The sequence below is a fragment of the Pediococcus sp. genome, assembly GCF_003533255.1.
Taxonomy (GTDB): Bacteria; Bacillota; Bacilli; order Lactobacillales; family Lactobacillaceae; genus Pediococcus; species Pediococcus parvulus.
The window spans coordinates 44926-71613 of record NZ_DOEM01000010.1 but is presented as its reverse complement, the minus strand read 5'-3'; the positions used below and the strand labels follow the sequence as shown (position 1 = coordinate 71613).

The window sequence follows — 26688 nt, the reverse complement described above, 5'->3', positions numbered from 1 at the left end:
AAAGATTTTCGGAACGAAAATCATCATTACTAGGCGGAATAGTGGGCACGACTTGGTGCCGCAAGCCACGTCCCCAAGCTCGGCCTTTATCTAAGGAAACCCGCTAAGATAAACGACACTACTGAGCCCATTTGCTTTCAGACTAAGTCTAATCTTTGCGATCAACACACTGATATAATAATTTTGATACTTTCAACCTTTAGATCCTCAAAAAACACGTAAACTTAAATTGAAAAATGGAAATGAATATTAAAGTTGCACTTCATTGTGAGATGTGTTTGAATGGACTGCGAGGTAATTAGTTTTGCTTTACGTAAGCTAATTTCATGAAAGTATGAAAACTTGATATAGTATAACAAGTTCATTTGTAGTAAACTTATTTTTGATTTGCACTGCCCGAGTTTTTGCTCGGGTTAATTTTATTTTTGTAGAGGAGCATTATAAAATGTGGCGTTATCTAAAACGGCTCTTGATTGGAAAACCGCTTAAGACTTTGGACGAGGGTGGACAATCATTAACAAAGTTTAGAGCCTTAGCTTTATTGTCATCAGATGCTTTGTCATCTATCGCTTACGGAACTGAACAAATTCTTTCCGTTTTGTTGGTTCTTTCGGCGGCAGCGACTTGGTATGCATTACCGGTTGCAGGAATTGTGTTGGTTCTGCTATTCGCGATTACGATTTCATACCGGCAGATCATCAATGCCTATCCATCAGGTGGTGGGGCATATGTTGTGGCCAGCACCAACTGGGGACAATCTGCTGGATTAGTAGCTGGAGGATCTTTATTAGTTGATTACATGCTAACCGTTGCTGTTAGTGTGACTTCAGGAACCGAAGCCATTACTTCGGCAATTCCAAGTTTGCATGCCTATGCGGTGCCCATCGCAATTTTGATTGTAATCGGAATTATGGCACTTAATTTACGTGGCCTACGTGATTCAGCCTCGTTTTTAACTTTCCCGGTATACCTGTTCATCATTATGATCACAATTATGATTGGGGTAGGCTTTTTCAATATTATTACCGGACGAGTAGTTGCCCACGCTGCGGCCAGTGTTGGATCGGCCGTACCAGGGATGACAGTTGTCCTTTTCTTAAAGGCATTGTCATCAGGTTCCTCATCCTTAACTGGGGTTGAAGCAATTAGTAATGCGGTTCCTAACTTCAAGCGACCACGAAGAAAAAATGCGGCCAACACATTAGCTATTATGGCGTTAATTTTGGCTGTCTTCTTTGCCGGAATTACCTTTCTAAGTTATGCTGGTGGAATTTTACCAAACGCTAATCAAACTGTCCTTTCTCAAATTGGGGAAAGCGTGTTTGGTCACGGTTTATTATTCTACTTATTGCAGTTATCAACAGCTTTGATTTTAGCTGTGGCCGCAAATACTGGATTTTCGGCCTTTCCGATGTTGGCTTACAATTTGGCCAAAGATAAATATATGCCCCATGCCTATATGGATCGGGGAGATCGTTTAGGCTATTCAAACGGTATTATTTCTTTAGCGGTCGGAGCGATTGTTTTAATTATCATTTTCCATGGTCAAACTAGTCTCTTAATTCCATTATATGCCGTCGGAGTTTTCGTCCCATTTACACTTTCACAATCAGGGATGATCATTCATTGGTTCCGTGAGCGAACCGGACACTGGTTATTAAAGTCATCAGCTAATTTACTTGGTGCGGCTTTATCATTTGGTCTGGTTATCTGCTTGTTCTTCTTACATTTTGGCAATGTTTGGCCATATCTAATTGTTATGCCAGCTCTTTTACGTTTGTTTTATAAAATTCATCAACACTACGTTAAAGTGGCTAAGCAGCTCAGAATTGCGGCTAAAGGAAAAGTTCAGCTGCATGACTATGATGGATCAACAGTCATTGTGTTAGTCAGCAACGTAACGAGAGTGACAGCAGGAGCCATTAATTATGCCCGTTCGATTGGGGACTATGTCATTGCCATGCACGTTTCCTTTGATGCGGATCCCAAAAAAGAGCACAAAACGGCGGTTGAATTCAAGGCAGAGTATCCGGATGTTAGGTTTGTGGATATTCATTCATCCTATCGTTCAATTGCTAATCCAACATTACGTTTTTGTGATGTCATTGCACGTCGCGCGGCAGAAAGAAACTACACCACGACTGTGCTTGTGCCACAATTTGTGCCCCGTCGACCTTGGCAAAATATTTTGCATAACCAAACTGGTTTGCGATTACGAGCAGCGTTGAATTCACGAGAAAATATCATTGTTTCAACGTATCATTACCATTTAAATGAGTAAAAAGCTTATTATTTTAAGTGTGTGAATAAGAGGCCGCGCAAAAATTATGTTTTTGCGCGGCCTCTTTATATTTCTAAAATGTTGGAAAGGCCAGATTTTTCCGCTTAGTTTAGGCTATACCCAGAAACAAACCGAATTTTTTCTCTTTCTTTTGTTTGATTTAAAGTAGTCATGTTATCTTGAATTGAACTTGTGTTACGTTTGTGGGGTTTGTATAATAGTTATAATATCTAGAAAAGAGGTCTAACATGCGATTTGAAATTATTGTAAGTTTATTTGCTACAGCAATTATATCTGCTGTGTTAACACCGTTTGTTAGACGACTCGCTTTTAAAGTTGGCGCTGTGGATGAGCCTTCTGCAAGACGAGTAAACAAGATTCCCATGCCCACGATGGGTGGGTTGGCAATTTTCTTGGCTTTTAATTTTGCAACTTTCTTTTTGTTGCGAGCGCAAATCCCAACCCGACAGTTATGGGGCATCTTTGGCGGCGAATGTATCATCGTGATTACTGGTGTGATTGATGATATTTTTGTGTTAAAACCTTATCAAAAAATGATCGGGATTTCACTTGCGGCAATAGAAGTCTTTGTTTTTGCAAATGTACGAATGACCACGTTGACGATACCATTTTTAGGCACGGTTGGTTTAGGCTGGTTGAGTTTTCCGATTACTTATCTATGGATTGCAGCAATCACGAATGCCATTAATTTAATTGATGGGTTGGATGGTTTGGCTACCGGAGTTTCGATTATTGCTCTATTTACAACTGGGGTAACAGGTTTGTTCTTCTTACCGACGCCAAATATTTACACAGTTGTGATGATTTTTACACTGGTAGCAGCAGAAATTGGCTTTTTGCCTTATAATTTCTTTCCGGCGCGAATTTATTTGGGCGATACTGGGGCTCTATTTATTGGATTTATGATATCCGTTTTCTCATTGTCAGGGTTAAAAAATGCAACGTTTATATCTGTCATTATTCCTGTGATGATTTTAGGTGTGCCAATTACGGATACCGTTTTTGCAATGCTACGACGAATTTTGAATAAACAGTCAATTTCACATGCGGATAAACGTCATTTACACCATCGATTGATGCAAATGGGGTTAACGCATCGGCAAACAGTTTTTGTGATCTATGGTATTTCACTTATTTTTTCATTTATTGCGTTACTTTATCCAATTTCTCCTATTTGGGGCTCTGTTTTGCTCACCATTGGAATTTTAATTGGTCTGGAGCTGTTTGTGGAGGCAATCGGGCTTGTGGGACAGGATCGGCGGCCACTTTTAAACTGGATTCAAAAGATTGTGACTTCGAATACGTCTAAAGAAGCCAGTAATCAACTCGAAACTGAGCGAGAAGAAAAGCAGCGAGTTGCAAAGATTAGAGAAGCACAAAAGCAAGAAAAAGAAAAAAAGGCTAGTTCTGAGTCTCATCAAAAAGATAAGCATTAAAAAATCTGTCCGATTCATATTTGGGCAGATTTTTTAATGCTTATTATCTAAAGGAATTTCATTAAATTGGTTGGCTTGAGATTGAAATGAAATGCGACCATTGAAAAAATCGGTGAGCTTTTTTTCAAAATTTTCAACTTGTGGTGTCGCTACAGGAACCGTAACTTGGACCTTTTCAGTGTATTGTGTATCCTGAATCATTAGTTTATGAACGCTTAACCAGTGTGTGAGTGGATCAAACTGTGAATAATCAATGGTAAGAAGCAAATCGGTTTGTTCAATACGTTCAACTAACCCGATTTCATCTAATAATTGCGAGGTTGAATTACTGTATGCTCGGATCAAACCACCAGCACCTAATTTAATACCACCAAAGTATCTGGTAACGACGACTAAAACGTTGTGCACCTCATTTTTTTGAAGGACTTCTAAAATTGGAACCCCTGCTGTCCCTGAAGGCTCTCCGTCGTCACTTGCCCGTTGAATATGATTATCATTGCCAAGCATGTAAGCAAAGCAATGGTGATTAGCCTTGTGATGGGTTGTTTTGATTTGAGTGAGAAACTGGTTGACGTCTGGTTCGGTTTGAATGCGAAATCCCGTAGCAATGAAGCGTGATTTTTTTATCTCAAGTTCATGAGAGCCGTTTTTTGAAATTGTAATAAAATTACTTGTCATAAAAAATATCACCTTTCTTTTACGTATGTTATTAACTGGGGATGAAAAATGGAAAAATCTGATTTTTATGGTAGTTTAGTACTCATGTCACGAGCAGAGAAAAATACGACGTTTAAACTAAGAAAAATGCCAACCATGCTTGTATCAGAAAAACGAGTGCGTTGCCTACGATGCAATACTTGGTTAGTTAAAGCGCAAGTTGCGCTACCACATGAAGAATTTTATTGTCCCGCCTGTATTCAATTAGGGCGGGTAACTACTTTAGATAATTTCTTCACTTTAGTGGAACCCAATCATTTCAAAAAGTTGGATCACTACTTAACGTGGCAAGGGCAATTAACAACCAGTCAAAAACGCTGTTCAAAAGAAGTTATTCACTCGTTTCAACAAGGTCGAGATCATTTGCTTTGGGCGGTCACTGGAGCCGGAAAAACGGAAATGCTTTTCCCGGGAATCAATGAAGCACTTAAGGATGGTAAAAGAGTTTGTTTGGCATCGCCACGAGTAGATGTTTGCTTAGAACTTTTCCCACGGCTGCAAGCCGCTTTTCAACATGTAGAGATTACGCTTTTGCATGGGCGGCAAACTGAACCCTACCGCTACACACAATTGACAATTGCCACAACCCATCAACTATTAAGATTTTACCATGCTTTTGATGTTTTGATTATTGATGAGGTAGATGCATTTCCCTATGCGCAAAATAAGCAACTGTTATTTGCGACAGCACAAGCTAAGAAGACAACGGGTTCCTGTTTGTTTTTAACAGCTACTCCTGGTGATGAGTTATTAAAAAAGGTTCATCAAAAGCAACTACAAGTTAGCTATTTACCGCGTCGTTTTCATGGCTTTCCACTGCCGGAAATTCAAACAAAGTTAGCCTTAAACTTGTATGGTAAAATCCAAAACAAGAAATTGCCAAGTGCCGTGAAACAGTTTCTTAAACAGTGTGAAGAATCTAAGCGACAATTTCTATTATTTGTTCCGCACATTAGTCATCTAGAGTTTGTGCAAAAGGCAGTCAATCAAGCTTTTCCCAAATTGTACGTGACAACCGTTTTTTCGGCAGACGATCAACGATTAGAAAAAGTGCAATTGATGCGTGATCACGAAGTTAATGGGCTTATTACGACGACTATTTTAGAACGCGGGGTGACTTTCCCGGAAATTGATGTTTGTGTGCTTGGTGCAGATGATGATACTTTTTCTTCAGCTGCTTTGGTTCAAATAGCTGGTCGGGTGGGTCGGAGTCCGAAACGCCCCACAGGTAACGTTTTGTTTATTTGTGCGGGACTATCTCGGTCTGTGAAAAAAGCCATTCAACAAATAAAGTTTGTTAACCACAAGGCAAAGGAGGAAGAAAATGGACTGTCTGCTGTGTCATCGCCAAATACGTGAATCATGGCCGCTAGGTTTTCTGATGTTACCCCAAAAGAAAAGGGTTACAACAACTTGTTCAGATTGCTTAGCGGCCTTTCATAAAATTGATCGGGAGATGAGCTGTGAAGGGTGTGGTCGGCAGCAAAATTCTCGAAAATTATGCCAAGATTGTCTAAAATGGCAAGCTAAAACAACTTATGATTTTTCAAATCGAGCATTATTTCAATATGATGAAGCAATGAAAACGTATATGCACGATTATAAATTCCAAGGTAATTATCAATTACGGCACGTTTTTGATGTCACTTTTTCTCATTTTATTGGCATGCAGACAGAGGTGGACTTTTTAGTGGCTTTACCGATAGATCGCCAAACCTGGCAAACGCGTGGGTTTAATCAAGTGACTGGATTACTTACAGAGCTCTCCACAACGGACCTTCTTGTGATGGATCGTCAAAAGAAGGAAAAAAGACAGTCACAAAAGAAACGACGAGAACGCTTGAAAACTAGTAATCATTTTCAAATTGATGTAGAATGTCCGGAACAGATTAAAAATAAAAGGATTTTGTTACTCGACGACGTTTATACCACAGGACGAACGCTTCGACATGCTGCCGAAACGCTGTATGCGGCGGGATGTCGCAAAGTTGACAGTGTGACGTTATGTCGATAATAAATTTTTTTCGTTTTTATTTGTTAATAATAGCGTTTTCATTTATAATGGAATTAAGCAAGATATTAGAAGAGTGGTCCTTTCAATATCGTGTTTGGGCGAGCACAAATGCTTGCTACTGAAGGGAGAGAAGATTTATGCTTGATTTTAATGTACGTGGCGAAAATATTGAAGTGACAGAAGCAATTAGAAATTATGTGGAAAAACGCATTAGTAAACTAGAAAAATATTTTGATTCTAGTGTGAATGCTAAGGCTCATGTAAATCTAAAGGTTCATCCAGACAAGACAGCCAAGGTTGAAGTTACAATTCCACTTCCATATTTGGTACTGAGAGCTGAAGAAACATCACCTGATCTGTATGCAAGTGTTGATTTGGTCACTGATAAGTTGGAGCGCCAGATCCGCAAATATAAAACAAAAATTAATCGTAAATCTCGTGAAAAGGGATATAAAGGCGTTGAAGTTCCCGGTGCAGATCTTGATGCCGATGATGAAGATACAGATTCATCTGAATCAAAATTTGATATTGTAAGAACAAAACGTGTTTCACTAAAACCAATGGACAGCGAAGAGGCCGTTTTACAAATGGATATGTTGGGACATGATTTCTTTATCTATCAAGATGCTGAATCTGATGCTGTTAACATTGTCTATCGTCGTAATGATGGCCGTTATGGCTTGATTGAATCTGATGATTAGTTAAATAAAATAACCTGTGAACTGAAAAGAAAGTGATCGATTTGAGTGTGATTTCAAATCTGATTTCTTGATTTTCAGTTCTTTTTGTATAGTTAATGCGAGGTTCTTAACTCTTTTGTTTAAAAATAGGCGTAGTAATGTTAAAATGTTATATGGTCTACAAGTTTTTAGAATAACAAATATGTAATTTAAAAAATGAAAAAGTTTAGATTTAAGAGGGGAACTGTTGAATGGCTAATGTATTAAGAAAATGGGTTGAAAGTGATAAACGTGACCAAAGACGTTTGGACCGTTTGGCTAACAAAGTTGAAGCATATAAAGATGAGTACAGTCAATTATCTGATACAGATCTACAAGCAAAAACACCTGCACTTAAAGCACGTTTAAAAAATGGTGAGACTTTAGATGACATCTTACCAGAAGCTTTTGCGGTTGCTCGTGAGGGTGCCAAACGTGTGCTTGGTCTTTTCCCATTCCATGTCCAAATCATGGGTGGTATTGTCTTGCATGAAGGTAATATTGCTGAAATGAAAACTGGTGAAGGAAAAACCTTAACTGCTACAATGCCAGTTTATCTGAACGCTTTGGCTGGTAAAGGTGTTCATGTTGTCACAGTTAATGAATACTTATCTGGCCGTGACGCGACTGAAATGGGTGAGTTATATAACTGGCTCGGTTTGAGCGTGGGCTTAAACATTGCAGAAAAATCACCAGAAGAAAAACGAGCTGCCTATGCGGCTGATATTACGTATTCAACCAATAGTGAAATTGGTTTCGATTATTTACGGGATAACATGGTTGTTTACCAAGAAGATATGGTTCAACGACCATTGAATTTTGCGATCATTGATGAAGTTGATTCCATTTTAATTGATGAAGCCCGAACACCATTGATTATTTCTGGACAATCAGAAAATGGTACTCATATGTATCGTCGTGCGGATCGCTTTGCAAAAACATTGACGGCTGAAAAAGATTACAAGATCGATTGGGAATCAAAATCAATTTCTTTAACTGATAATGGAATTGAAAAGGCTGAAAAGTATTTCAATCTAGAAAACCTTTATGATGTGGATAACGCTTCGTTAACTCATCATTTGGATCAAGCGTTACGTGCTAATTACATCATGTTAAAAGACAAAGATTACGTTGTGCAAGACGGTGAAGCTTTAATTGTTGATCAATTTACAGGACGAGTTATGCAAGGTCGTCGATTCTCTGATGGGCTGCATCAAGCCATTGAAGCCAAGGAAAACGTTGAGATTCAAGAAGAAACCAAGACCATGGCCAATATCACTTATCAAAACTTGTTCCGTATGTATCATAAACTATCAGGGATGACCGGTACTGCTAAAACTGAACAAGAAGAATTTCGTGAAATTTATAACATGGAAGTTATCTCTATTCCAACTAACCGTCCAATGATCAGAGATGATCGTCCTGATCTTCTTTATCCAACCTTGGAAAGTAAATTTAATGCTGTTGTAAATGAGATCAAGCAGTTGCATGCCAAAGGACAACCAATGTTGATAGGTACTGTGGCGGTTGAAACTTCTGAACATTTGTCACATTTGTTGGATGAAGAAAAAATTCCACATGTTGTTTTGAATGCAAAGAACCATGCCAAGGAAGCTGAGATCATTATGAATGCCGGTCAAAAAGGTGCTGTAACGATTGCAACTAATATGGCTGGTCGAGGAACTGATATCAAGTTAGGCCCTGGGGTTAAGGAATTAGGTGGACTGGCCGTAATTGGTACTGAGCGTCATGAGTCACGACGAATTGATAATCAGCTTCGTGGCCGTTCAGGTCGTCAAGGTGATCCAGGTATGTCTCAATTCTATTTATCACTTGAAGATGATTTGATGATTCGTTTTGGTTCCGAACGAATTAAGAATTTATTGCAACGACTTAAAGTTTCTGATGATGATGCGGTGATTCAAAGTCGCATGATTACCAAACAAGTTGAGTCTGCCCAGAAACGAGTCGAAGGTAATAACTACGATTCTCGTAAGAATGTTTTACAGTACGATGATGTGATGCGTGCGCAACGTGAGGTTATTTATGGCGAACGTCAGCGTGTTATCATGGCAAAAACTTCTTTGAAGAATGTCATGGTGCCAATGATTGAGCGGACTGTCAACCAAGTTGTGGATGTGCACACCCAAGGACCTGACAAGAAGAAGTGGGATCTAGAAACTATTTTAGATTTTGCTAAATCGAATATGGTTAATGAAGATAGTATTGGGCTTAGCGATTTTGCAGGTAAAACATCAGAGGAAATTAAGGGATACTTATTGGACAGAGCAAAGGAAATCTATGCTCAAAAAGAAAAGCAGCTCTATGATCCAGCACAAATGTTGGAGTTTGAAAAGGTTGTTATTTTGCGTGTTGTTGATGCCCATTGGACTGAGCATATTGATGCAATGGACCAACTCCGTCAATCAATTGGTTTACGTGGTTATGGTCAATTAAACCCATTAGTTGAATATCAATCTGATGGTTATCGTATGTTTGAAGAAATGGTTTCAGATATTGAATATGATGCAACTCGTCTGTTCTTGAAGTCAGAGATTCGTCAAAATATCCAACGATAATTTGGTTCAGAAAGAAAGGTTGGCATCAAAACACTATGTTTTGGCCAATCTTTTTTTAAGGTTAAATTTAAGGAGCTAAAAAAATGGAATTAAGTGAAGCAAAAAAGCAAATTAATCAAATGAAACAAGAAGTCGCTGACTTTAGGGGGTCGCTTTGACTTCGATAAACTAAGTGAAAGTATTTCTATCAATGAGGCCAAGATGGTAGAACCCAATTTTTGGAATGATCAAGCAAAAGCACAGAAGTTAATTGACGAAACGAATATCTTAAAGCAAAAATATGATCAGTTTCATGATCTTCAATCACAAGTAGAAAACTTAGAAGTAACTGAAGAACTTCTTGAACTTGAAGCCGATCCTGACATGCAAGCAGAATTTGAGAATTCATTTACGAGTACACAAAAAGCTTTAAGGGAATATCGACTGGGCCTTCTTTTAAATGGTAAGTATGATGCTAATAACGCTATTCTTGAAATTCACCCCGGAGCCGGGGGAACAGAATCTCAAGACTGGGGATCAATGCTTTTAAGAATGTACACAAGATGGGCAGAACAACACAATTTTACTGTTTCAATTGAAGATTATCAGGCTGGTGACGTTGCCGGACTGAACAGTGTGAGTGTGGTCATTGCTGGCCATAATGCTTATGGTTATTTACGATCTGAAAAGGGTGTGCACCGGCTCGTACGAATTTCTCCCTTCGATGCGGCGGGTAGACGGCACACTTCATTTGCATCCGTGGATGTTATGCCAGAACTGGATGATTCTGTCGAAGTTGATATAAAACCGGATGACTTGCGAGTTGATGTTTATCGTTCAAGTGGTGCTGGTGGGCAACATGTTAACAAAACTTCCTCAGCCGTACGGATTACGCATTTACCGACCGGTATTGTGGTGGCTAGTCAAGCCCAACGTTCACAATTGCAAAATCGACAAACAGCGATGGCTATGTTGCGTGCTAAATTGTATGAACGTGAAGAACAGAAAAAAGCAGAGCAGAAAGCTGCTATTGAAGGTAAACAACTAGAAATTGGTTGGGGATCACAAATTCGGTCGTACGTTTTTCACCCGTATTCCATGGTTAAAGATCATCGAACTAACTACGAAACAGCCAATGTTTCCGGCGTGATGGATGGGGATCTAGATGGGTTCATCGATGCCTATCTTCAATGGAAACTACAACAGGCAAATCCAAAGTAATGTCAGGCAAACAAGTGGAGGCGGGTTTGATGAATAAAAAGATCTTAATTGTCGATGATGAGCCTTCAATTGTTACGTTACTTACGTATAACTTGAACGAGGCTGGCTTTCAAGTTGAAAGCGTCGGATCCGGTTTACAAGCTTTGGCTTGGCTAAGAACCAAGCAAGCTGATTTGATTGTGATGGATTTAATGTTGCCAGGAATTGATGGCTTAGAGGCAATTCGACGCATCCGAGGAACTCAAGAAGAAACACCAATTATTATTTTGACAGCTAAAAATAACGAACTAGATAAAATAATTGGTTTTGAAATTGGTGCGGATGATTATCTGACAAAACCATTTAGTCCTCGAGAACTAGTGGCAAGAATTAAAGCAATTTTACGCCGAACGGAAAATGGTCAAAAAAAGGTTGCGCCGATTGAGACCAGTCAAGAAATTCGGTATTTAGGTAATCTTTCGTTAAATTTAGACCGTTATGAAGTCCAAAAAAACCACCAAAAAGTAGCCTTAACACCTAATGAATACAAATTGCTGGTTTATTTATGGGATCATGCGGATCGGGTTTTAAGTCGCGAACGGATATTAAATGCCGTTTGGGGTTACGATTATGCAGGCCAGACGCGGATGGTGGATATTCACATTAGTCATTTACGCGACAAAATTGAAGATGATCCCAAAAATGCAAAATTAATTTTAACAGTGAGAGGCTTTGGATATGAATTCAATACAAAAAAGACTGCTGAATAGAACGTTACGTTTTTTTCTGACTAGTTTTGTCGGGAACCTGTTGATGGCTTTTTTAGTGTTAAGAGCAGTTCAAAAGGGGCAGCATAGTTTTAGTACAAAAGAAATTAACTATATCTTACTGTTTGCTATTACAATTTTTGTGACTGCTATTGAAGTAGTTGTTTATTGGAGTAATTTGCGCCAGTCGCAAATGCGTCAAGACGCTTTAAACGAAAAACTGCAAGAAGTTTTGAATGGTGAAAAAGCTAGCCAAATTGTGTTACCAAAAGATGATCCGTTTTATGAACTCACGATGACCGTCAACAAAATTGAATCCCATGATCGCCATCAAATCCATAATCTGACGAATCAAGGTAATGAACTAAAAGCCATTGTGAACAATTTACCGGTGGGTGTGTTGGTAATTAATCGGCATCGTGAAGTCCAATTGGCGAACCCGGCTACGGTAGATTTATTGCAGTTGCAAATTAAATCGGATCCGCACCCTTATACAATGGATATCAAACAAAGAGAACTTCAGGCATTGATTGAACGAACTTTTGAGACGAAACGCAGTCATCACCGGACCCTTCACTTGAAACGAGAACCTAATGAAAAAGTGGTTGAGGCAACCGTTGTTTATAATAAACAAGTTCACCATCGTTTTGAGGTGATTGTGTTATTGTATGATATTACTGAGGCTTGGACTGTGGAACAAATGCAGTTGAATTTTGTCAGCAATGCTAGTCATGAGCTAAGGACGCCAATAACCGCCATTTCTGGATTTGCAGAAACTCTGATGAATGGTGCGAAGAATGATCCAGACAAATTGGATGAATTTTTAAGTATTATTCAAAAAGAAAGTCGAAAATTAGTTCGATTGGCTGATGATATTTTATCAATTTCAAGGACGCAATCAGATGATGAACAGTCATTACAAATTTCGGATTGTGAGTTAGCCGCTTTAGGACAGGAAGAAATTGATCTTTTGCATCGTGGGATTCAGCTACACCAGGTCACGGTCTCCAATAAGATTCCTAAGGATGTGACAGTTCAAACTGATTCTCAACAGTTAGGCCAAATCATTAAAAATTTGGTGGCCAATGGTATTCGCTATAATCACCCTCATGGACAAGTTACGTTATCCTATGCAGAGACTAATAATCGCTGGCAACTAATTGTAGAAGATGACGGAATTGGGATCGCAGCTGATGAACAACATAAAGTTTTTGAACGTTTTTATCGAGTCAGTTCCAATAAATCAGGTGAATTAATCAGTGGTACTGGTTTAGGACTGCCAATTGTAGCTGAAAGTGTCAAAAACCTAGGTGGCGAAATTCGCCTCAATTCTGAAGTGGGTAAGGGTTCTAAATTTATTTTAACCTTTCCTAAAACTTGGCATCCAAATACAGAAATATAAAAACATTACTAATATACAGGCACTAAATCATGACAAGGTTCGTGATTTAGTGCCTTTTTTGCGTTTTAATCTTTACACAACCTTTACATGAACAACATGATAGCTAAACACACAGTAGATAAACTCAAGATGTAACGTCGAGAGGAGATGGAATAAATGAAGCGAATTATAGGGGTAATTCTTGCGGTTGGAATATTAGCCGTTGGATTAGTCGGGTGTGGGACTAAGAAGGGACACGCAATCACAATTGTGGGGTCAACAGCCTTACAGCCACTGGTTGAACGAGCTGCTAGTAACTATCAACTCGTAAATTCGAATGTGGCGATTACCGTTCAAGGCGGAGGTTCGGGGACTGGTTTGAGTCAAGTCCAGTCTGGAGCCGTCACAATTGGCAACTCAGATGTTTTTGCAGAAGATCAAGAAGGAATCAAAGCTGCAAAATTAGTCGATCATAAAGTGGCTGTGGTGGGAATTACGCCCATTGTTAATAAAAAAGTCACAGTAAAAAATTTAACCGCTAAGCAACTTCGTCAAATCTTCACAGGTAAAATTACGAATTGGCAACAAGTTGGCGGTAAAAAGCAAAAAATAACAGTAATTAATCGATCTCAAGGAAGCGGCATTCGAAACACCTTTGAAGCAATTGTTCTTGCTGGTAAAACAGCATTGCGCTCCCAGGAACAAGATTCTAACGGCACCGTCCAAAAAATTGTAGCGGCCACTCCTGGAGCTATCAGCTACACGTCATTTTCATATGTCAATGACCAAGTAAAGGCATTGAACCTTAATGGTGTTCAGCCAATTGCAGCAAACGTCATGACGAATGCATGGCCAATTTGGTCTTATGAACACATGTATACCAAGGGAAAACCTGATGTGCAAACCAAACAGTTTTTAAATTATGTCAGATCACCAAAAAATCAAAAAACACTAATTACTGATCTAGGTTATATTTCAATTCATGATATGAAGGTTACTCGAGATTATCACGGGAACCTTCGGCATAAATAGAAAGGAGTGTGAAAAGTTTGGATAAGATCAAACGACAATTAACAAGTTCTTCTAAAGCAACCCGACAAGATCGAATCGGAAAGCTAGTTGCCTTTTTATGTACTTTTTTGATTGGGCTACTTGTTGTTTCCATTTTCTATATGGTAGCTTCCAGGGGGTTAGCGACCTTTTTTAAAGGTCATGTTTCCTTGTGGGACTTTTTAAGTCATCAGAATTGGAATCCTAGTCAAGTTGGCAAGGATGGCACACCAGAAGTGGGTGCTTTACCAATGATCGTAGGTTCCTTTTCTGTGACTGTTTTATCAGCTATTTTAGCCACGCCGTTTGCGGTCTCCATGGCATTGTTTATGACCGAGATTGCGCCAAAGAGAGGACAAAAAGTTCTCCAACCAGTTATTGAACTATTGGTAGGAATTCCCTCTGTTGTTTATGGATTTGTAGGATTAACGATTGTGGTTCCAGTTGTTCGTGCCTTGGGCGGAGGAACTGGATTTGGAATTTTATCTGGGACACTCGTTTTGTTTGTCATGGTGTTACCTACAATCACCTCCATGTACGTCGACAGTTTACGATCGGTGCCCGGTTTTTATCGTGAAGCAGCCTTGGCACTAGGGGCTACGCGTTGGCAATCCATATATAAAGTTATTTTGCGAGCTTCAGTACCCGGATTGTTGACGGCCATAATTTTTGGAATGGCTAGAGCATTTGGTGAAGCTTTAGCCGTCCAAATGGTCATCGGAAATGCTTCATTGTTGCCACACAATTTGATCTCACCTGCTTCAACGTTAACCAGTGTCTTGACAACAGGCATTGGTAACACGGTTATGGGCACACTGCCTAACAATGCGTTGTGGTCGCTTGCCTTAATCTTGTTATTGATGTCGCTAGCATTTAATCTGCTGGTACGTGTGATCGGAAGCAAAGGGAGGTTAACGAAATAATGAATGCAAAAAGAATTGATAAACTGGCCACAGCCGTTATCAGCCTCTTAGTTGGTGTTGTGGTGTTAATTTTATTGTCATTAATTGGATATATTTTGGTAACCGGATTACCGCATATCTCATGGCATTTTTTAACTTCACCTTCCCAAGCTTTTTTAAAGGGTGGCGGAATTGGTGATCAACTATTTAATTCATTTTATTTGTTGGTTCTGACGCTTGTAATTTCATTCCCAATTGCACTTGGGGCGGGTATTTACTTATTTGAATATGCACCTAAAAATTGGGTGACAAATACCATTCGCGTAGCAATTGAAGTTCTTAGTTCCTTACCTTCAGTGGTTGTCGGGTTGTTCGGATTTTTATTGTTTGTGGTTGAATTTAAGCTAGGTTTTTCAATCTTGTCGGGGGCGATTGCATTGACGTTTTTCAACCTGCCGCTTCTAACCCGGAGCATTGAAAACTCCTTAACTGCTGTCCCAAAACTACAACGAGAAGCTGGGTTGGCGTTAGGATTTTCACGATGGCAAACAGTATTAGGGGTAATTTTTCCTGAAGCATTGCCGGGAATTTTGACGGCCGTAATTTTAAGTGCGGGTCGAATTTTTGGTGAAGCGGCCGCGTTAATTTACACAGCAGGTCAAAGTGCCCCAATTTTAAATTTTGCCAACTGGAATCCTTTCAGTCCAACTAGTCCTTTGAATCCAATGCGTCCTGCCGAAACACTTGCAGTTCACATTTGGAAAATTAATTCAGAGGGAATTATGCCAGATGCAAGCGCAGTATCGGCCGGGGCATCCGCCGTTTTAATTGTGGTTGTGCTCCTCTTTAATTTTTCGGCGCGCTGGCTAGGCAATCGAATTTATCGAAAAATCACGGCGTCCAAATAAATGAGGTGGTTTAATTGAAAAAATATTCACTAACAGAAAATTATATTCACAAATTTGATCCAAATAAAACCACCATTGGGTTGTCAACCGAGGATTTACAGGTTTTTTATGGTGATTATCATGCCATGTATGATGGCAATTTACAGTTTCCTAAAAATGCGATTACAGCAATGATCGGGGCTTCGGGTTCGGGAAAATCAACTTTTTTACGCTGCTTAAACCGAATGAACGATGATATTGCGACGGTAAAGGGCAAAATTGTGTATCAAGGAATTGATATCAATGCACCAGAAATCAATGTTTATGAAATGCGCAAACATGTGGGAATGGTTTTTCAACGACCCAATCCGTTTGCAAAATCCATCTTTAAAAACATTGCCTATCCGTTGCAAAAGGCGGGAATTAAATCAAAGGTTGAGCTAAAAGAACGGGTGGAAAAAAGTTTACGGCAAGCAGCTTTATGGGAGGAAGTTAAGGATGATTTGAATCGTAGTGCCTTGGCTCTTTCAGGTGGCCAACAGCAACGCCTGTGTATTGCTCGAGCATTAGCTATGAACCCGGATGTGTTGTTGCTGGACGAGCCGGCCAGCGCTCTTGATCCGATTTCAACGGGAAAACTTGAGCAGGCTTTGTTTGAACTAAAAAATCAGTACACGATTATTATGGTGACACACAGTATGCAACAGGCTTCGCGTACTAGTGATTATACGGCTTTTTTCCACATGGGACATGTTCTTGAGTTTGATCGTACAGAACGCATTTTTACCAAACCTCATATTCAAGCAACTGAGGATTATATTTCTGGGAATTTTGGTTAACCGGAACTTTGTAGAAGGAGAAAAACATGGCAAATATAATTACAACTCGCAATGTGCGGCTATATTATGGAGATCATGAGGCGCTGCACGGAATTGACTTAGATTTTCCTAAAAATCAAATTACAGCTTTAATTGGTCCTTCTGGAAGTGGCAAATCGACTTTTCTGAGATGCTTAAATCGAATGAATGATCTTGTAAGTGGCGTAACTATTACTGGTAGTTTAAAATTAGATGGTAAAGATATTTACAGTCCTCAGACCGATGTGGTGGCGTTACGTAAAAAAGTTGGAATGGTATTTCAACAGCCCAACCCATTCCCGTTCTCTGTTTTTGACAATGTGGCATTTGGCCTACGATTAGCTGGCATAAAGGATCATAAGTTAATTCAGGAACGGGTCGAAACGAGTTTGAAACAAGCAGCTGTTTGGGAGGAAGTTAAGGATAATTTAACCGATAATGCCTTATCTTTTTCAGGTGGCCAGCAGCAACGGATTTGTATTGCCCGTGTTTTAGCAGTTCACCCAGAAATTATTTTGATGGATGAGCCCACCAGTGCGTTAGATCCCGTTTCAGCAGGAAAAATTGAAGAATTATTGTTGGACATTCAGGACAAATTTACCGTTGCCATTGTGACGCACAATATGCAACAGGCTTCACGAATTTCAGATCAAACGGCATTTTTCCTTGATGGAAAATTAGTGGAAACGGGTTCGACCAAACAATTATTTATGGCACCAAAGCAAGAAGCAACCAGTGATTATTTGAATGGAAAATTTGGCTAGACGGAGGTTATGAAGATGCGCGGAATTTTTGAAGATGAACTCAAAAAATTGCATGGAAAATTTACTGAAATGGGAATTAATGTTAGTGAGGCCATTTATCGGGCTTCAAAATCATTTATTGATCATGACAAATTACTTGCGCAACAGGTTATTGATCATGATGAACAGATTAATGAGGAAGAGATCAAATTGGAAGACCAAGCCTTAATGTTAATTGCATTACAACAGCCAGTGGCAACAGATTTTCGGCGGATTATCATTGTTTTAAAGGCGAGTTCTGATTTGGAACGCATTGGTGATCATGCGGTAGGGATCGCTAGAGAATCCATTCAGTTAAGAGGTGAACACCGGATTGAGGAAATTGAAAACGAAATTGGCGAAATGACCAATAATGTGCGTTCGATGTTAGAGGAAGTTTTGGATGCCTATGTCAAAGAAGATGAGATGGGTGCTAAAAAGATTGCGAGCGCAAATCAAAAAATTGACGAGGACTATGCGGAAGTTCGTGAAAAAACAATTAAAATGATGAAACAGGATTCAAAAGTGATCACAGGAAGTGCAAGTTACTTGATGGTTGCTAGTTATTTAGAACGCATTGGTGATCATATTGGGAATATTGCGGAATGGGTGGTTTACAATGAAACGGGTCATCTTGCAGAATTAACCCCAGATCATCATCCAGAAGAAAAATGAATGATAGACTTGATAGATGAAAGTTTAAGAATCTATCAAGTTTTTTATTTTAGGGGTTAAGTTTGCCAATTTAGCTACACAAGCTGTAGAATATAATTAATTAACAACTTGAGGTGAATAACTTATGAAATCAAATACAAAACGAAAATTTACAAAATCAAATAGTCGAATGGTATCAGGTGTCCTAGGTGGAATCGCAAATTTCTTTGCGATTGATTCTTCAATTGTGCGGGTCGTCTTTGTTATTTTGACATTAATCTCGCATATTTGGCCAGGAATTTTAATCTATGCTTTACTGGCTTGGTTAATGCCAGAAAGTCAAGAACAACGTACCAGCGGTTTTACAGAAAACTTCTTTACTGGTTTTGACCAACCACAACAAAAATCACAATCCCGAAAACGAAAAGTTATTAAAGATGTGCAAGAAGAGGACGATCCAACTTCTAAACATCAAAAATAGGAGGAGGGTGCCTTATGAAGTTTTGGCAAAGAGTAGTTGCCGATGCAATTATTTTTATTGCTTTGGCAGGATTTTATCGAAATAGCGGTAATTTTGTGGTCACCAGTGTCTGGGTTGCCCTTGGTGCTAGTTTAGTTTTAGCTATTTTAAATGCATCAGTCAAACCATTCTTACAGTTGATTTCCTTACCAATCACAATATTGACCCTCGGGCTTTTTAGTATTGTGATTAATGCGGTTATCTTGCAATTAACTTCGGTTCTAGTAGGATCAGCTAGTTTCTATTTTTCATCGTTTGGAATGACTATGTGGATTGCACTGCTGATGTCCATTTTAAATGCGATTATTTCGAATTATTTTATTAATCGATAGTGCGTCATGTCATAAAATCACAGGGGGTTTTATTTTGGCAGATAGTGTGAAGGTAGCAGATCTTGTAAAATCAACAAGACTAGATGTTTATTCCGGAAAAGAATTTTTAACAAAACGGGATATTACAGTTAGTGATATTTCACGACCCGGTTTAGAGTTAACCGGGTATTTTAATTTCTATCCACATGAACGTGTGCAACTGTTTGGGCGTACCGAGATCTCTTATGCAAAAGGCAGTATGACCAGTGAGGAACGTCTTGATGTTTATCAGCGTATGGCCCATGATGACACACCAGCATTTGTTATTTCGCGTGGGTTACCAATTCCAGAAGAGCTAACGACGGCTGCGAAGGCAAAAAATATACCTGTCTTGGGTTCTGCCTTACCTACCTCGCGGTTATTGAGTAATATGACCAATTATCTGGAAGGTAAACTGGCCGAACGGCAATCTGTTCACGGGGAACTGGTTGATATTTATGGACTTGGTGTTCTGATTACTGGAGACTCTGGGGTTGGTAAAAGTGAAACGGCACTGGAACTGGTTAAACGTGGACATCGTCTGATTGCTGACGATCGTGTAGATGTTTATCAGCAAGATGAACAAACGCTGGTGGGCGAAGCACCTAAAATTTTACGTCACCTTTTGGAAATCCGCGGAGTTGGAATTATTGATGTGATGAACTTGTTTGGTGCGGGTGCTGTGCGGACCGAAACGGATATTAACTTGATTGTGCATCTTGAAAACTGGGATGATGATAAGCAATTTGACCGGTTAGGTAATGGACAACAAACACGTAAATTCTTTGATGTCGAAATTCCAAGGATCGCGATTCCTGTTCGTACTGGACGTAACTTGGCAGTTATTATTGAGTCAGCGGCGATGAACTTTAGAGCCAAAAATATGGGTTACGATGCAACTAAGGTTTTTGACGAGAATTTGAACGAGTTAATTAAAGATAATTCGAAGAACAACTAACAGGAGATGACGGGTGTGAAGGTATTTTTAGGGGCACTAAACCCAATTGCATTAAAACTGGGTCCTTTTGAGATTCACTGGTATGGTGTGATTATTGCCAGTGCGGTTGTTATTGCAACATTCTTGGCTGTTCGTGAAGGAAAGAAAAGACAAATCGATCCCGACGATATTTACGATATGATTTTGTGGGCGTTACCTGCCGCTTTAATAGCGGCTCGCGCCTATTATGTAGCCTTTGAGTGGTCTTATTATTCCCAACATCCAAGTCAAATTATTGCTATCTGGGATGGGGGAATCGCCATCTACGGATCTTTAATTGGAGCTGGTTTGGTTGTTTATTTCTTCTGCAAATCCAAATGGATTCCAGTTTGGCTCATGCTTGATGTTGCAGGACCCGTAGTTTTGATGGCTCAAGGAATTGGTCGCTGGGGAAACTTCATGAATCAAGAGGCTTTTGGACGGATCACGTCCCTCCAGTTTTTGCAAAATTTACATATTCCCCATTTTATTGTTCAACAGATGTTCATTAATGGTGCCTATCGTCAACCAACATTTTTGTATGAATCAATCTGGGATATCTTGGGATTTATCCTGTTGATGAGTTTTCGCCATCGAAAACATTTATTTAAGCAAGGTGAAGTTTTTCTTAGTTATGTGATTTGGTATTCATTTGGTCGCTTCTTTATTGAAGGGATGCGGACTGATAGTCTAATGATTGGAAATGTGATTCGGGTGTCGCAGGTCTTGTCAGTGATTTTGTTTGTCGGTGGGCTGACGTTCTGGTTTATTAGAAGGAAAAAGCTGACAAATAATCCTTGGTATTTAGATGGAAATGAATTAAATCCGCAGAAAAGTTGAGTAATCGCTGGGATTGTTAGATAATGGAAAAGTAGAACAAGAAATGATTAATTATAAGGAGTTATATTGATGTCTGAGAAAATTGCGGTATTAGGTGCTGGTTCATGGGGTAGTATTTTGGCCAACCTGTTAACAGAGAACGGTAACGATGTTCGTGTTTGGTCAAATGCACCGGAACAAGTTAAGGAATTAAACGAAAAGCACACTAATGAACACTATGTTCCGGGATTTAAGTATTCGGATAAGTTAGTTGCTTATGATGATCTAGAAGCAGCGCTCGATGGAGTTGCAGTTGTCTTGTTTGTTGTTCCTACTAAAGTGATGCGCTTGGTAGCTAACGAAATGGTCGAAGTTTTAGAAAAAACTGGCAACAAACCAATTATCGTTCATGCTAGCAAGGGATTAGAGCAGGGGACGCACAAACGCCTTTCTCAAGTTTTGGAAGAAGAAATTCCAGAAAAGAATCGTCAAGCTATCGTTGTTTTGTCTGGTCCTAGTCATGCTGAAGAAGTTGCTAAAAAAGATATTACTTTGGTAACAGCTGCAAGCACAGATCAAACAGCAGCACAAAAAATTCAAAAATTATTTATGAATAAGTACTTCAGAGTTTATACGAACGATGACATCATTGGAGTTGAAACGGGAGCAGCCTTAAAGAATATTATTGCTTTAGGTGCTGGTGCCCTTCATGGCTTAGGCTATGGTGATGATGCAAAAGCCGCTTTGATGACTCGTGGATTGGCAGAAATCAGCCGTTTGGGAGTTGCCTTAGGGGCAAAACCTTTGACTTTTATCGGTTTATCTGGAGTTGGTGATTTGATTGTGACGGCCACTAGTGTTCATTCACGTAACTGGCGTGCAGGTAATGAATTAGGTCAAGGAATGCCCTTAAAAGAAGTTATTGATACAATGGGCATGGTTATTGAAGGAATTCCTTCAACGCAAGCAGCTTATGAATTGGCGGCTCAAAACCATATTGACATGCCAATCACCAATGCCATCTATGATGTTTTATATAATGGTAAAGATGTAAAGACCGCCATCGAAGAATTGATGGATCGCGAAGGCAAACCCGAAATTGAGTAAGTAGATTTTAAATAAAGGAGAGTTATTTATGTCAGATAGAGTTAGAAAAGCAATCATTCCAGCTGCTGGATTAGGAACTCGTTTTTTACCAGCTACTAAGGCTTCACCTAAAGAAATGTTGCCAATTGTGGACAAACCAACCATTCAATTTATTGTTGAAGAGGCCCGTAAAGCTGGAATTGAAGACATTTTGATTGTCACTGGTAAGGGTAAACGTGCTATCGAAGATCATTTTGATTCTGTTCCGGAATTGGAAAGCAATTTGAAAGCCAAGCACAAGGATAATCTTTTAAAATTGGTCGAAGAAACGACTGATATTAATTTGTACTTTATCCGTCAGTCACATCCTCGTGGATTAGGTGACGCCGTATTAATGGCGAAGGATTTTGTGGGTGATGAACCATTTGTGGTTATGCTTGGTGATGATTTGATGGAAGATAAGGTCCCATTAACTAAGCAACTCATGAATTCTTACGAGGAAACACATGCTTCAACTTTGGCGGTTATGCAGGTCCCTCATAAAGAAGTTTCAAAGTATGGTGTGATTAAACCTCAAGCTAAAATTAAACCTGATTTATTTAACGTTGAAAGCTTTGTTGAAAAGCCAATCCCTGAAGAAGCACCAAGTGACTATGCCATCATTGGTCGCTATTTGTTGACACCAGAAATTTTTGATATTTTGGAAAATCAAAAACCTGGTAAAGGCAACGAAGTTCAACTTACAGATGCTATCAACGAGCTTAATAAAACACAACGGGTATTTGCTCACGTATTTTCGGGCGACCGGTATGATGTTGGAAATAAGTTTGGTTTCTTAAAGACGAACATTCAATATGGTTTGAAGCATCCCGAAGTAAAAGATGATTTACGCGAATACATCAAGCAGTTAGGTGCTAAACTAACTGCAGAAGATAAAGTTAGCAAAAAATCAAAATAATTAAGAAATCAAAATAGGTCTGAATAGAAACTGGCAATTACCGGAATTCTCTGGAATTGCCAGTTTCGTTATCGCAAGGAGAAACGGACTAACTAATTGTAAGCAAAATGTTAGACATTTTGATAAGAAGATAGTATATTATTATCATTATCAATTGAGAGAAGGGGAAAGTACTTGGCAAAAGAATATGACGTTATTGTAATTGGTGCGGGTCCTGCCGGAATGACAACCGCTTTGTACGCTTCACGTGCTAATTTATCCGTTCTAATGTTAGATCGCGGAATTTATGGCGGTCAGATGAATAATACTGCAGCAATTGAAAACTATACTGGTTTCAAATCCATCTTAGGACCAGATTTGGCTAAAGACATGTATGATAGTTCAATTCAATTTGGAGCGGAATATGCCTACGGGAGTGTTCAGTCAATCGAAGATCATGGGGATGTTAAAATTGTAAAGACGGATACCGACGAATTTACAACGAAGGCAGTTGTGCTCGGAACCGGTTCTGAATATAAGAAACTCGGTGTGACTGGCGAGGATACCTACAGCGGCCGCGGCGTTTCCTATTGTGCGGTATGTGATGGTGCCTTCTTTAAGGGCATGCATTTAATCGTTGTTGGCGGTGGGGATTCTGCTATCGAAGAGGGAATTTATTTAACCCAGTTAGCTTCAAAAGTTACTGTTATTCATCGTCGTGATCAATTACGTGCACAAAAGATCACTCAAGAACGTGCTTTTGCTAACCCTAAAATGGAATTTGTTTGGAATAGCAATGTCACTGAAATCTTGGGTGACGATCAAAAAGTTACTGGTGTTAAAGTTAACAATAATAAGACTGGTGAGGACAGTACGATTGAAGCCTCTGGCGTGTTTATCTACGTGGGTAATCATCCAATGACTGACAACCTGCATAATCTCCCAATCTTAGACGAAAATGGCTGGATTCCAACAGATGATCATATGCAGACGAAAGTTCCCGGTATCTTTGCTGTTGGTGATGTTCGCCAAAAGGATCTTCGCCAAATTGCAACCGCTGTTGGTGAAGGTGGTATCGCTGGACAACAAGTTTTCTCATACATTCAAGATTTAAAAGCTAAAGCTACTGTCAAATAAACAAGTAAAGTTTCGGGAATACTAATTTCTCGAAACTTTTTTTGAGTTAAAAAAGTATCGGAGGAAACCGATATGACTAAAAATTTGCCTATACCAAAGAAAACATTTCAATCAACCAGCTGGTTTGTTGTATACTTAAGGTGTTGAATAAAATACGCCAATATTTGGGGGTAAAAAACGTGAGTTGGAAAGATACCTATCAATCATGGATGGAACGGGTTGATTTAGAACCTGGATTAAAAAAAGAATTAGATCAGTTGGCAGGAGAAGACACTGACTTAGAAGAAGCATTTTATGCACCAATGGAATTTGGAACCGCTGGAATGCGGGGGGTCATGGGTCCCGGAATTAACCGGATGAACATTTATACAGTGCGTCAAGCGACAGAGGGACTTGCAAACTTCATGGATGAGCTGGATGAAAAGACGAAGCAACAGGGCGTTGCCATTAGTTTTGATTCACGTTATCACTCTAAAGAGTTCGCACATGAGGCTGCACACGTTTTGGGTGCTCATCATATTCCTAGTTTTGTGTTTGATGACATGCGACCAACGCCTGAACTATCTTTTACAGTCCGTCATTTGCATACCTATGCTGGAATAATGATTACGGCGAGTCATAATCCAAAGCAATATAATGGTTATAAGATATATGGGCCAGATGGTGGGCAAATGCCACCCGTGGATTCGGATAAAATTACAGCGTATATCCGCAAAGTAACGGACATTTTTGATGTCCCCGTTGCTGACGAGCATGAATTACGTCAAAATGGCTTACTTACCTTGATTGGTGAAAATGTGGATGAGGCATATCTTGCCGAAGTAAAAACCATTACGATTAATCCGGATTTGATTAAAGAGTATGGAGCAGACATGAAGCTGATTTACACACCACTTCATGGAACTGGCAAAGTTTTAGGCAATCGTGCTTTGCAAAATGCGGGATTTAATGATTTTACAATGGTTCCTGAACAGGCAACCGCAGATCCAGAATTTATTACCACCCCATTTCCAAATCCAGAGTTTCCACAGACCTTTGATTTGGCCATTAAACTAGGTAAAAAACAAAATGCTGATTTACTGGTAGCAACGGATCCAGATGCTGATCGATTAGGGGCCGCAGTACGTCGACCAAATGGTGAGTATCAATTACTAACAGGTAACCAGATGGCAGCGTTAATGCTCAATTATATTGTGACTGCACGGCAGGAAAATGGCACATTACCTAAAAATGCAGTGGCAGTAAAGTCCATTGTTTCTAGTGAACTGGCTACCAAAATTGCTGAAGCACATGGGGTTGGCATGGTTAACGTTTTAACTGGATTTAAATTCATCGCTGATCAAATTCAACATTATGAAACGACTCATGAGCATACTTTCGTTTTCGGATTCGAAGAAAGCTATGGGTATTTGGTTAAACCCTTCGTGCGTGATAAGGATGCCATTCAGGGGATTGTGATGTTGGCAGAAATTGCGGCTTACTATCGTAAACAGGGGAAAACCCTTTATGACGGGTTACAAGATCTTTTTGCAAAATATGGTTATTATGCAGAAAAAACGATTTCAAAAGATTTTCCCGGCGTCGATGGTAAGGCAGAGATGGCCAACTTAATGACGAAGTTTCGGGAAGAACGTCCGACTGATTTTGCGGGTCAAGAAGTTACCGCTTTGGAAGACTTTGAAAAACAAGTGACAACGTTTGCGGAGGGCACAACCAGAAAGATTGCTTTACCCGTTTCAAATGTTTTAAAGTATCAACTTAAGGACGGTACTTGGATTGCTATTCGACCATCTGGGACGGAACCCAAAATTAAATTCTATGTGGGTACTGTGGGATCAGACAATGCAATTGCTCAAAAGAAAGTTGCTGATTTTGAAAAGGCAATTGACAAATTTATTGAAGCTTAATTTAAACTTCTTCGGATAAAATTTGACTAGGAGGCCGCTGATGGGAATTCACCAATATATCAAGAGTTTAAGTAATTTAGAGACTTTAGTGCGTGCACCAGGAATTTTTAAATATCAGAAGCATTCAGTTGCTGAGCACTCTTTCAAGGTAACCCAAATTGCCCAATTCTTAGGTGATGTGGAAGAAAATAAAGGAAATAAAGTCAACTGGCAATCACTTTATGAAAAAGCTTTAAACCATGATTATAATGAGCGATTTATTGGTGACATCAAAACACCTGTGAAATATGCGACGCCTAAATTACGATCGATGTTGGCTGATGTCGAGGATTCGCTTTCTGAAAGTTTTGTGAATACTGAAATTCCTAGCGAATTTCGAAGTGCTTATCGGCGGCGTCTTTCTGAAGGTAAGGATGACACTTTGGAAGGTAAAATATTGTCGGTAGCTGATAAAATTGATCTCCTGTATGAATCTTTTGGTGAGATTCAAAAGGGAAATCCGGAAGCAACCTACGAGGAAATTTATAAAGAAAGTTTAAGTACCATTGTAAAGTTTAAAGAGCTAGCATCCGTGCAGTATTTTTTGCATGAAGTTTTACCAGATTTATTGCGGGAAAAGTTTACTGATCAGGCTAAGTTAGGAAAAATTACCCAGCAAATTATCAAGTAAACAAGATGATAGCGAAAGTATGTTCGGTATGGTAAAATTGAATACATTGTTGAAGAGGAA

At 39.4% G+C, this 26688-nt stretch carries 25 protein-coding genes; 24 read left to right on the top strand and 1 reads right to left on the bottom strand.

The window, feature by feature from the left end; translation table 11 throughout:
• Positions 1–445 precede the first annotated feature (445 nt).
• Both kimA and DD627_RS03550 read left to right on the top strand, forming a co-directional pair.
• Positions 446–2281: a potassium transporter KimA gene (gene kimA / locus DD627_RS03555; RefSeq protein ID WP_057784327.1), complete on the top strand. Its 1836-nt coding sequence runs from the start codon at positions 446–448 to the stop codon at positions 2279–2281.
• 248 nt (positions 2282–2529) lie between these two features.
• On the top strand, positions 2530–3738 hold the full coding sequence (locus DD627_RS03550) for a glycosyltransferase family 4 protein (protein ID WP_057784328.1): 1209 nt from the start codon (positions 2530–2532) through the stop codon (positions 3736–3738).
• Between the two features lie 33 nt (positions 3739–3771).
• Here DD627_RS03550 and DD627_RS03545 read toward each other — a convergent pair whose 3' ends face one another.
• The gene (locus tag DD627_RS03545; RefSeq protein ID WP_057784329.1) at positions 3772–4416 is read right to left on the bottom strand and encodes a YigZ family protein; all 645 of its coding nucleotides are present in this window, start codon (positions 4414–4416) and stop codon (positions 3772–3774) included.
• A 48-nt stretch (positions 4417–4464) separates the two neighbouring features.
• Here DD627_RS03545 and DD627_RS03540 point away from each other — a divergent pair, with 48 nt between their 5' ends.
• The 22 genes from DD627_RS03540 (at position 4465) to DD627_RS03435 (ending at position 26628) form a co-directional block, all read left to right on the top strand.
• Complete coding sequence (locus DD627_RS03540; protein WP_260274842.1) at positions 4465–5814, top strand: ATP-dependent helicase ComFA; 1350 nt, start codon at positions 4465–4467, stop codon at positions 5812–5814.
• Positions 5780–6469, top strand: a complete 690-nt coding sequence (locus DD627_RS03535; protein WP_260266947.1) for a ComF family protein — start codon at positions 5780–5782, stop codon at positions 6467–6469. The genes DD627_RS03540 and DD627_RS03535 overlap by 35 nt, the downstream gene beginning before the upstream one ends.
• Before the next feature lie 137 nt (positions 6470–6606).
• Positions 6607–7170, top strand: a complete 564-nt coding sequence (gene hpf / locus DD627_RS03530) for a ribosome hibernation-promoting factor, HPF/YfiA family (RefSeq protein WP_057784332.1) — start codon at positions 6607–6609, stop codon at positions 7168–7170.
• Positions 7171–7400: 230 nt separating this feature from the next.
• A complete protein-coding gene (gene secA, locus DD627_RS03525; RefSeq protein ID WP_057784333.1) occupies positions 7401–9767 on the top strand; it encodes a preprotein translocase subunit SecA in 2367 nt (788 codons plus the stop codon).
• 83 nt (positions 9768–9850) lie between these two features.
• A protein-coding gene (prfB, locus tag DD627_RS03520; RefSeq protein ID WP_260266945.1) for a peptide chain release factor 2 occupies positions 9851–10967 on the top strand; the annotation gives its coding sequence in 2 pieces (ribosomal slippage) (positions 9851–9922 and positions 9924–10967; 1116 coding nt in all).
• A 29-nt stretch (positions 10968–10996) separates the two neighbouring features.
• Positions 10997–11716: a response regulator transcription factor gene (locus DD627_RS03515; protein WP_057784335.1), complete on the top strand. Its 720-nt coding sequence runs from the start codon at positions 10997–10999 to the stop codon at positions 11714–11716.
• Entirely contained in the window at positions 11685–13115 is a 1431-nt protein-coding gene (locus DD627_RS03510) for a sensor histidine kinase (RefSeq protein WP_260266944.1), read from the top strand. Before DD627_RS03515 ends, DD627_RS03510 begins: the two co-directional genes overlap by 32 nt.
• Positions 13116–13271: 156 nt before the next feature.
• The gene (locus DD627_RS03505) at positions 13272–14126 is read left to right on the top strand and encodes a phosphate ABC transporter substrate-binding protein PstS family protein (protein ID WP_057784337.1); all 855 of its coding nucleotides are present in this window, start codon (positions 13272–13274) and stop codon (positions 14124–14126) included.
• Between the two features lie 17 nt (positions 14127–14143).
• On the top strand, positions 14144–15067 hold the full coding sequence (gene pstC / locus DD627_RS03500; protein ID WP_260266943.1) for a phosphate ABC transporter permease subunit PstC: 924 nt from the start codon (positions 14144–14146) through the stop codon (positions 15065–15067).
• The gene (gene pstA, locus DD627_RS03495) at positions 15067–15954 is read left to right on the top strand and encodes a phosphate ABC transporter permease PstA (RefSeq protein WP_057784339.1); all 888 of its coding nucleotides are present in this window, start codon (positions 15067–15069) and stop codon (positions 15952–15954) included. The genes pstC and pstA overlap by 1 nt, the downstream gene beginning before the upstream one ends.
• A 14-nt stretch (positions 15955–15968) precedes the next feature.
• Positions 15969–16772 (top strand): phosphate ABC transporter ATP-binding protein PstB, encoded by an 804-nt coding sequence (gene pstB / locus DD627_RS03490; protein WP_084254307.1) that lies wholly within the window; start codon positions 15969–15971, stop codon positions 16770–16772.
• A gap of 26 nt (positions 16773–16798) precedes the next feature.
• Entirely contained in the window at positions 16799–17554 is a 756-nt protein-coding gene (gene pstB, locus DD627_RS03485) for a phosphate ABC transporter ATP-binding protein PstB (protein WP_068806927.1), read from the top strand.
• Positions 17555–17569: 15 nt separating this feature from the next.
• The gene (gene phoU / locus DD627_RS03480) at positions 17570–18247 is read left to right on the top strand and encodes a phosphate signaling complex protein PhoU (RefSeq protein ID WP_260266942.1); all 678 of its coding nucleotides are present in this window, start codon (positions 17570–17572) and stop codon (positions 18245–18247) included.
• 124 nt (positions 18248–18371) lie between these two features.
• The gene (locus DD627_RS03475) at positions 18372–18707 is read left to right on the top strand and encodes a PspC domain-containing protein (RefSeq protein ID WP_260266941.1); all 336 of its coding nucleotides are present in this window, start codon (positions 18372–18374) and stop codon (positions 18705–18707) included.
• A gap of 14 nt (positions 18708–18721) precedes the next feature.
• Positions 18722–19078 carry a phage holin family protein gene (locus tag DD627_RS03470; protein ID WP_068806930.1) on the top strand — a complete coding sequence of 119 codons (357 nt, stop codon included), beginning with the start codon at positions 18722–18724 and terminating at the stop codon, positions 19076–19078.
• Positions 19079–19112: 34 nt separating this feature from the next.
• A complete protein-coding gene (gene hprK, locus DD627_RS03465) occupies positions 19113–20054 on the top strand; it encodes an HPr(Ser) kinase/phosphatase (protein WP_068806933.1) in 942 nt (313 codons plus the stop codon).
• 15 nt (positions 20055–20069) lie between these two features.
• The gene (lgt, locus tag DD627_RS03460) at positions 20070–20912 is read left to right on the top strand and encodes a prolipoprotein diacylglyceryl transferase (RefSeq protein WP_186806937.1); all 843 of its coding nucleotides are present in this window, start codon (positions 20070–20072) and stop codon (positions 20910–20912) included.
• A gap of 69 nt (positions 20913–20981) precedes the next feature.
• The gene (locus DD627_RS03455; protein WP_260266940.1) at positions 20982–21998 is read left to right on the top strand and encodes an NAD(P)H-dependent glycerol-3-phosphate dehydrogenase; all 1017 of its coding nucleotides are present in this window, start codon (positions 20982–20984) and stop codon (positions 21996–21998) included.
• A gap of 28 nt (positions 21999–22026) precedes the next feature.
• The gene (gene galU / locus DD627_RS03450; protein WP_260266939.1) at positions 22027–22935 is read left to right on the top strand and encodes a UTP--glucose-1-phosphate uridylyltransferase GalU; all 909 of its coding nucleotides are present in this window, start codon (positions 22027–22029) and stop codon (positions 22933–22935) included.
• A gap of 174 nt (positions 22936–23109) precedes the next feature.
• Entirely contained in the window at positions 23110–24051 is a 942-nt protein-coding gene (trxB, locus tag DD627_RS03445) for a thioredoxin-disulfide reductase (protein ID WP_260266938.1), read from the top strand.
• A gap of 179 nt (positions 24052–24230) precedes the next feature.
• The gene (locus DD627_RS03440; RefSeq protein WP_260274843.1) at positions 24231–25958 is read left to right on the top strand and encodes a phospho-sugar mutase; all 1728 of its coding nucleotides are present in this window, start codon (positions 24231–24233) and stop codon (positions 25956–25958) included.
• A gap of 40 nt (positions 25959–25998) precedes the next feature.
• Complete coding sequence (locus DD627_RS03435; protein WP_057784350.1) at positions 25999–26628, top strand: YfbR-like 5'-deoxynucleotidase; 630 nt, start codon at positions 25999–26001, stop codon at positions 26626–26628.
• Positions 26629–26688: the final 60 nt, after the last annotated feature.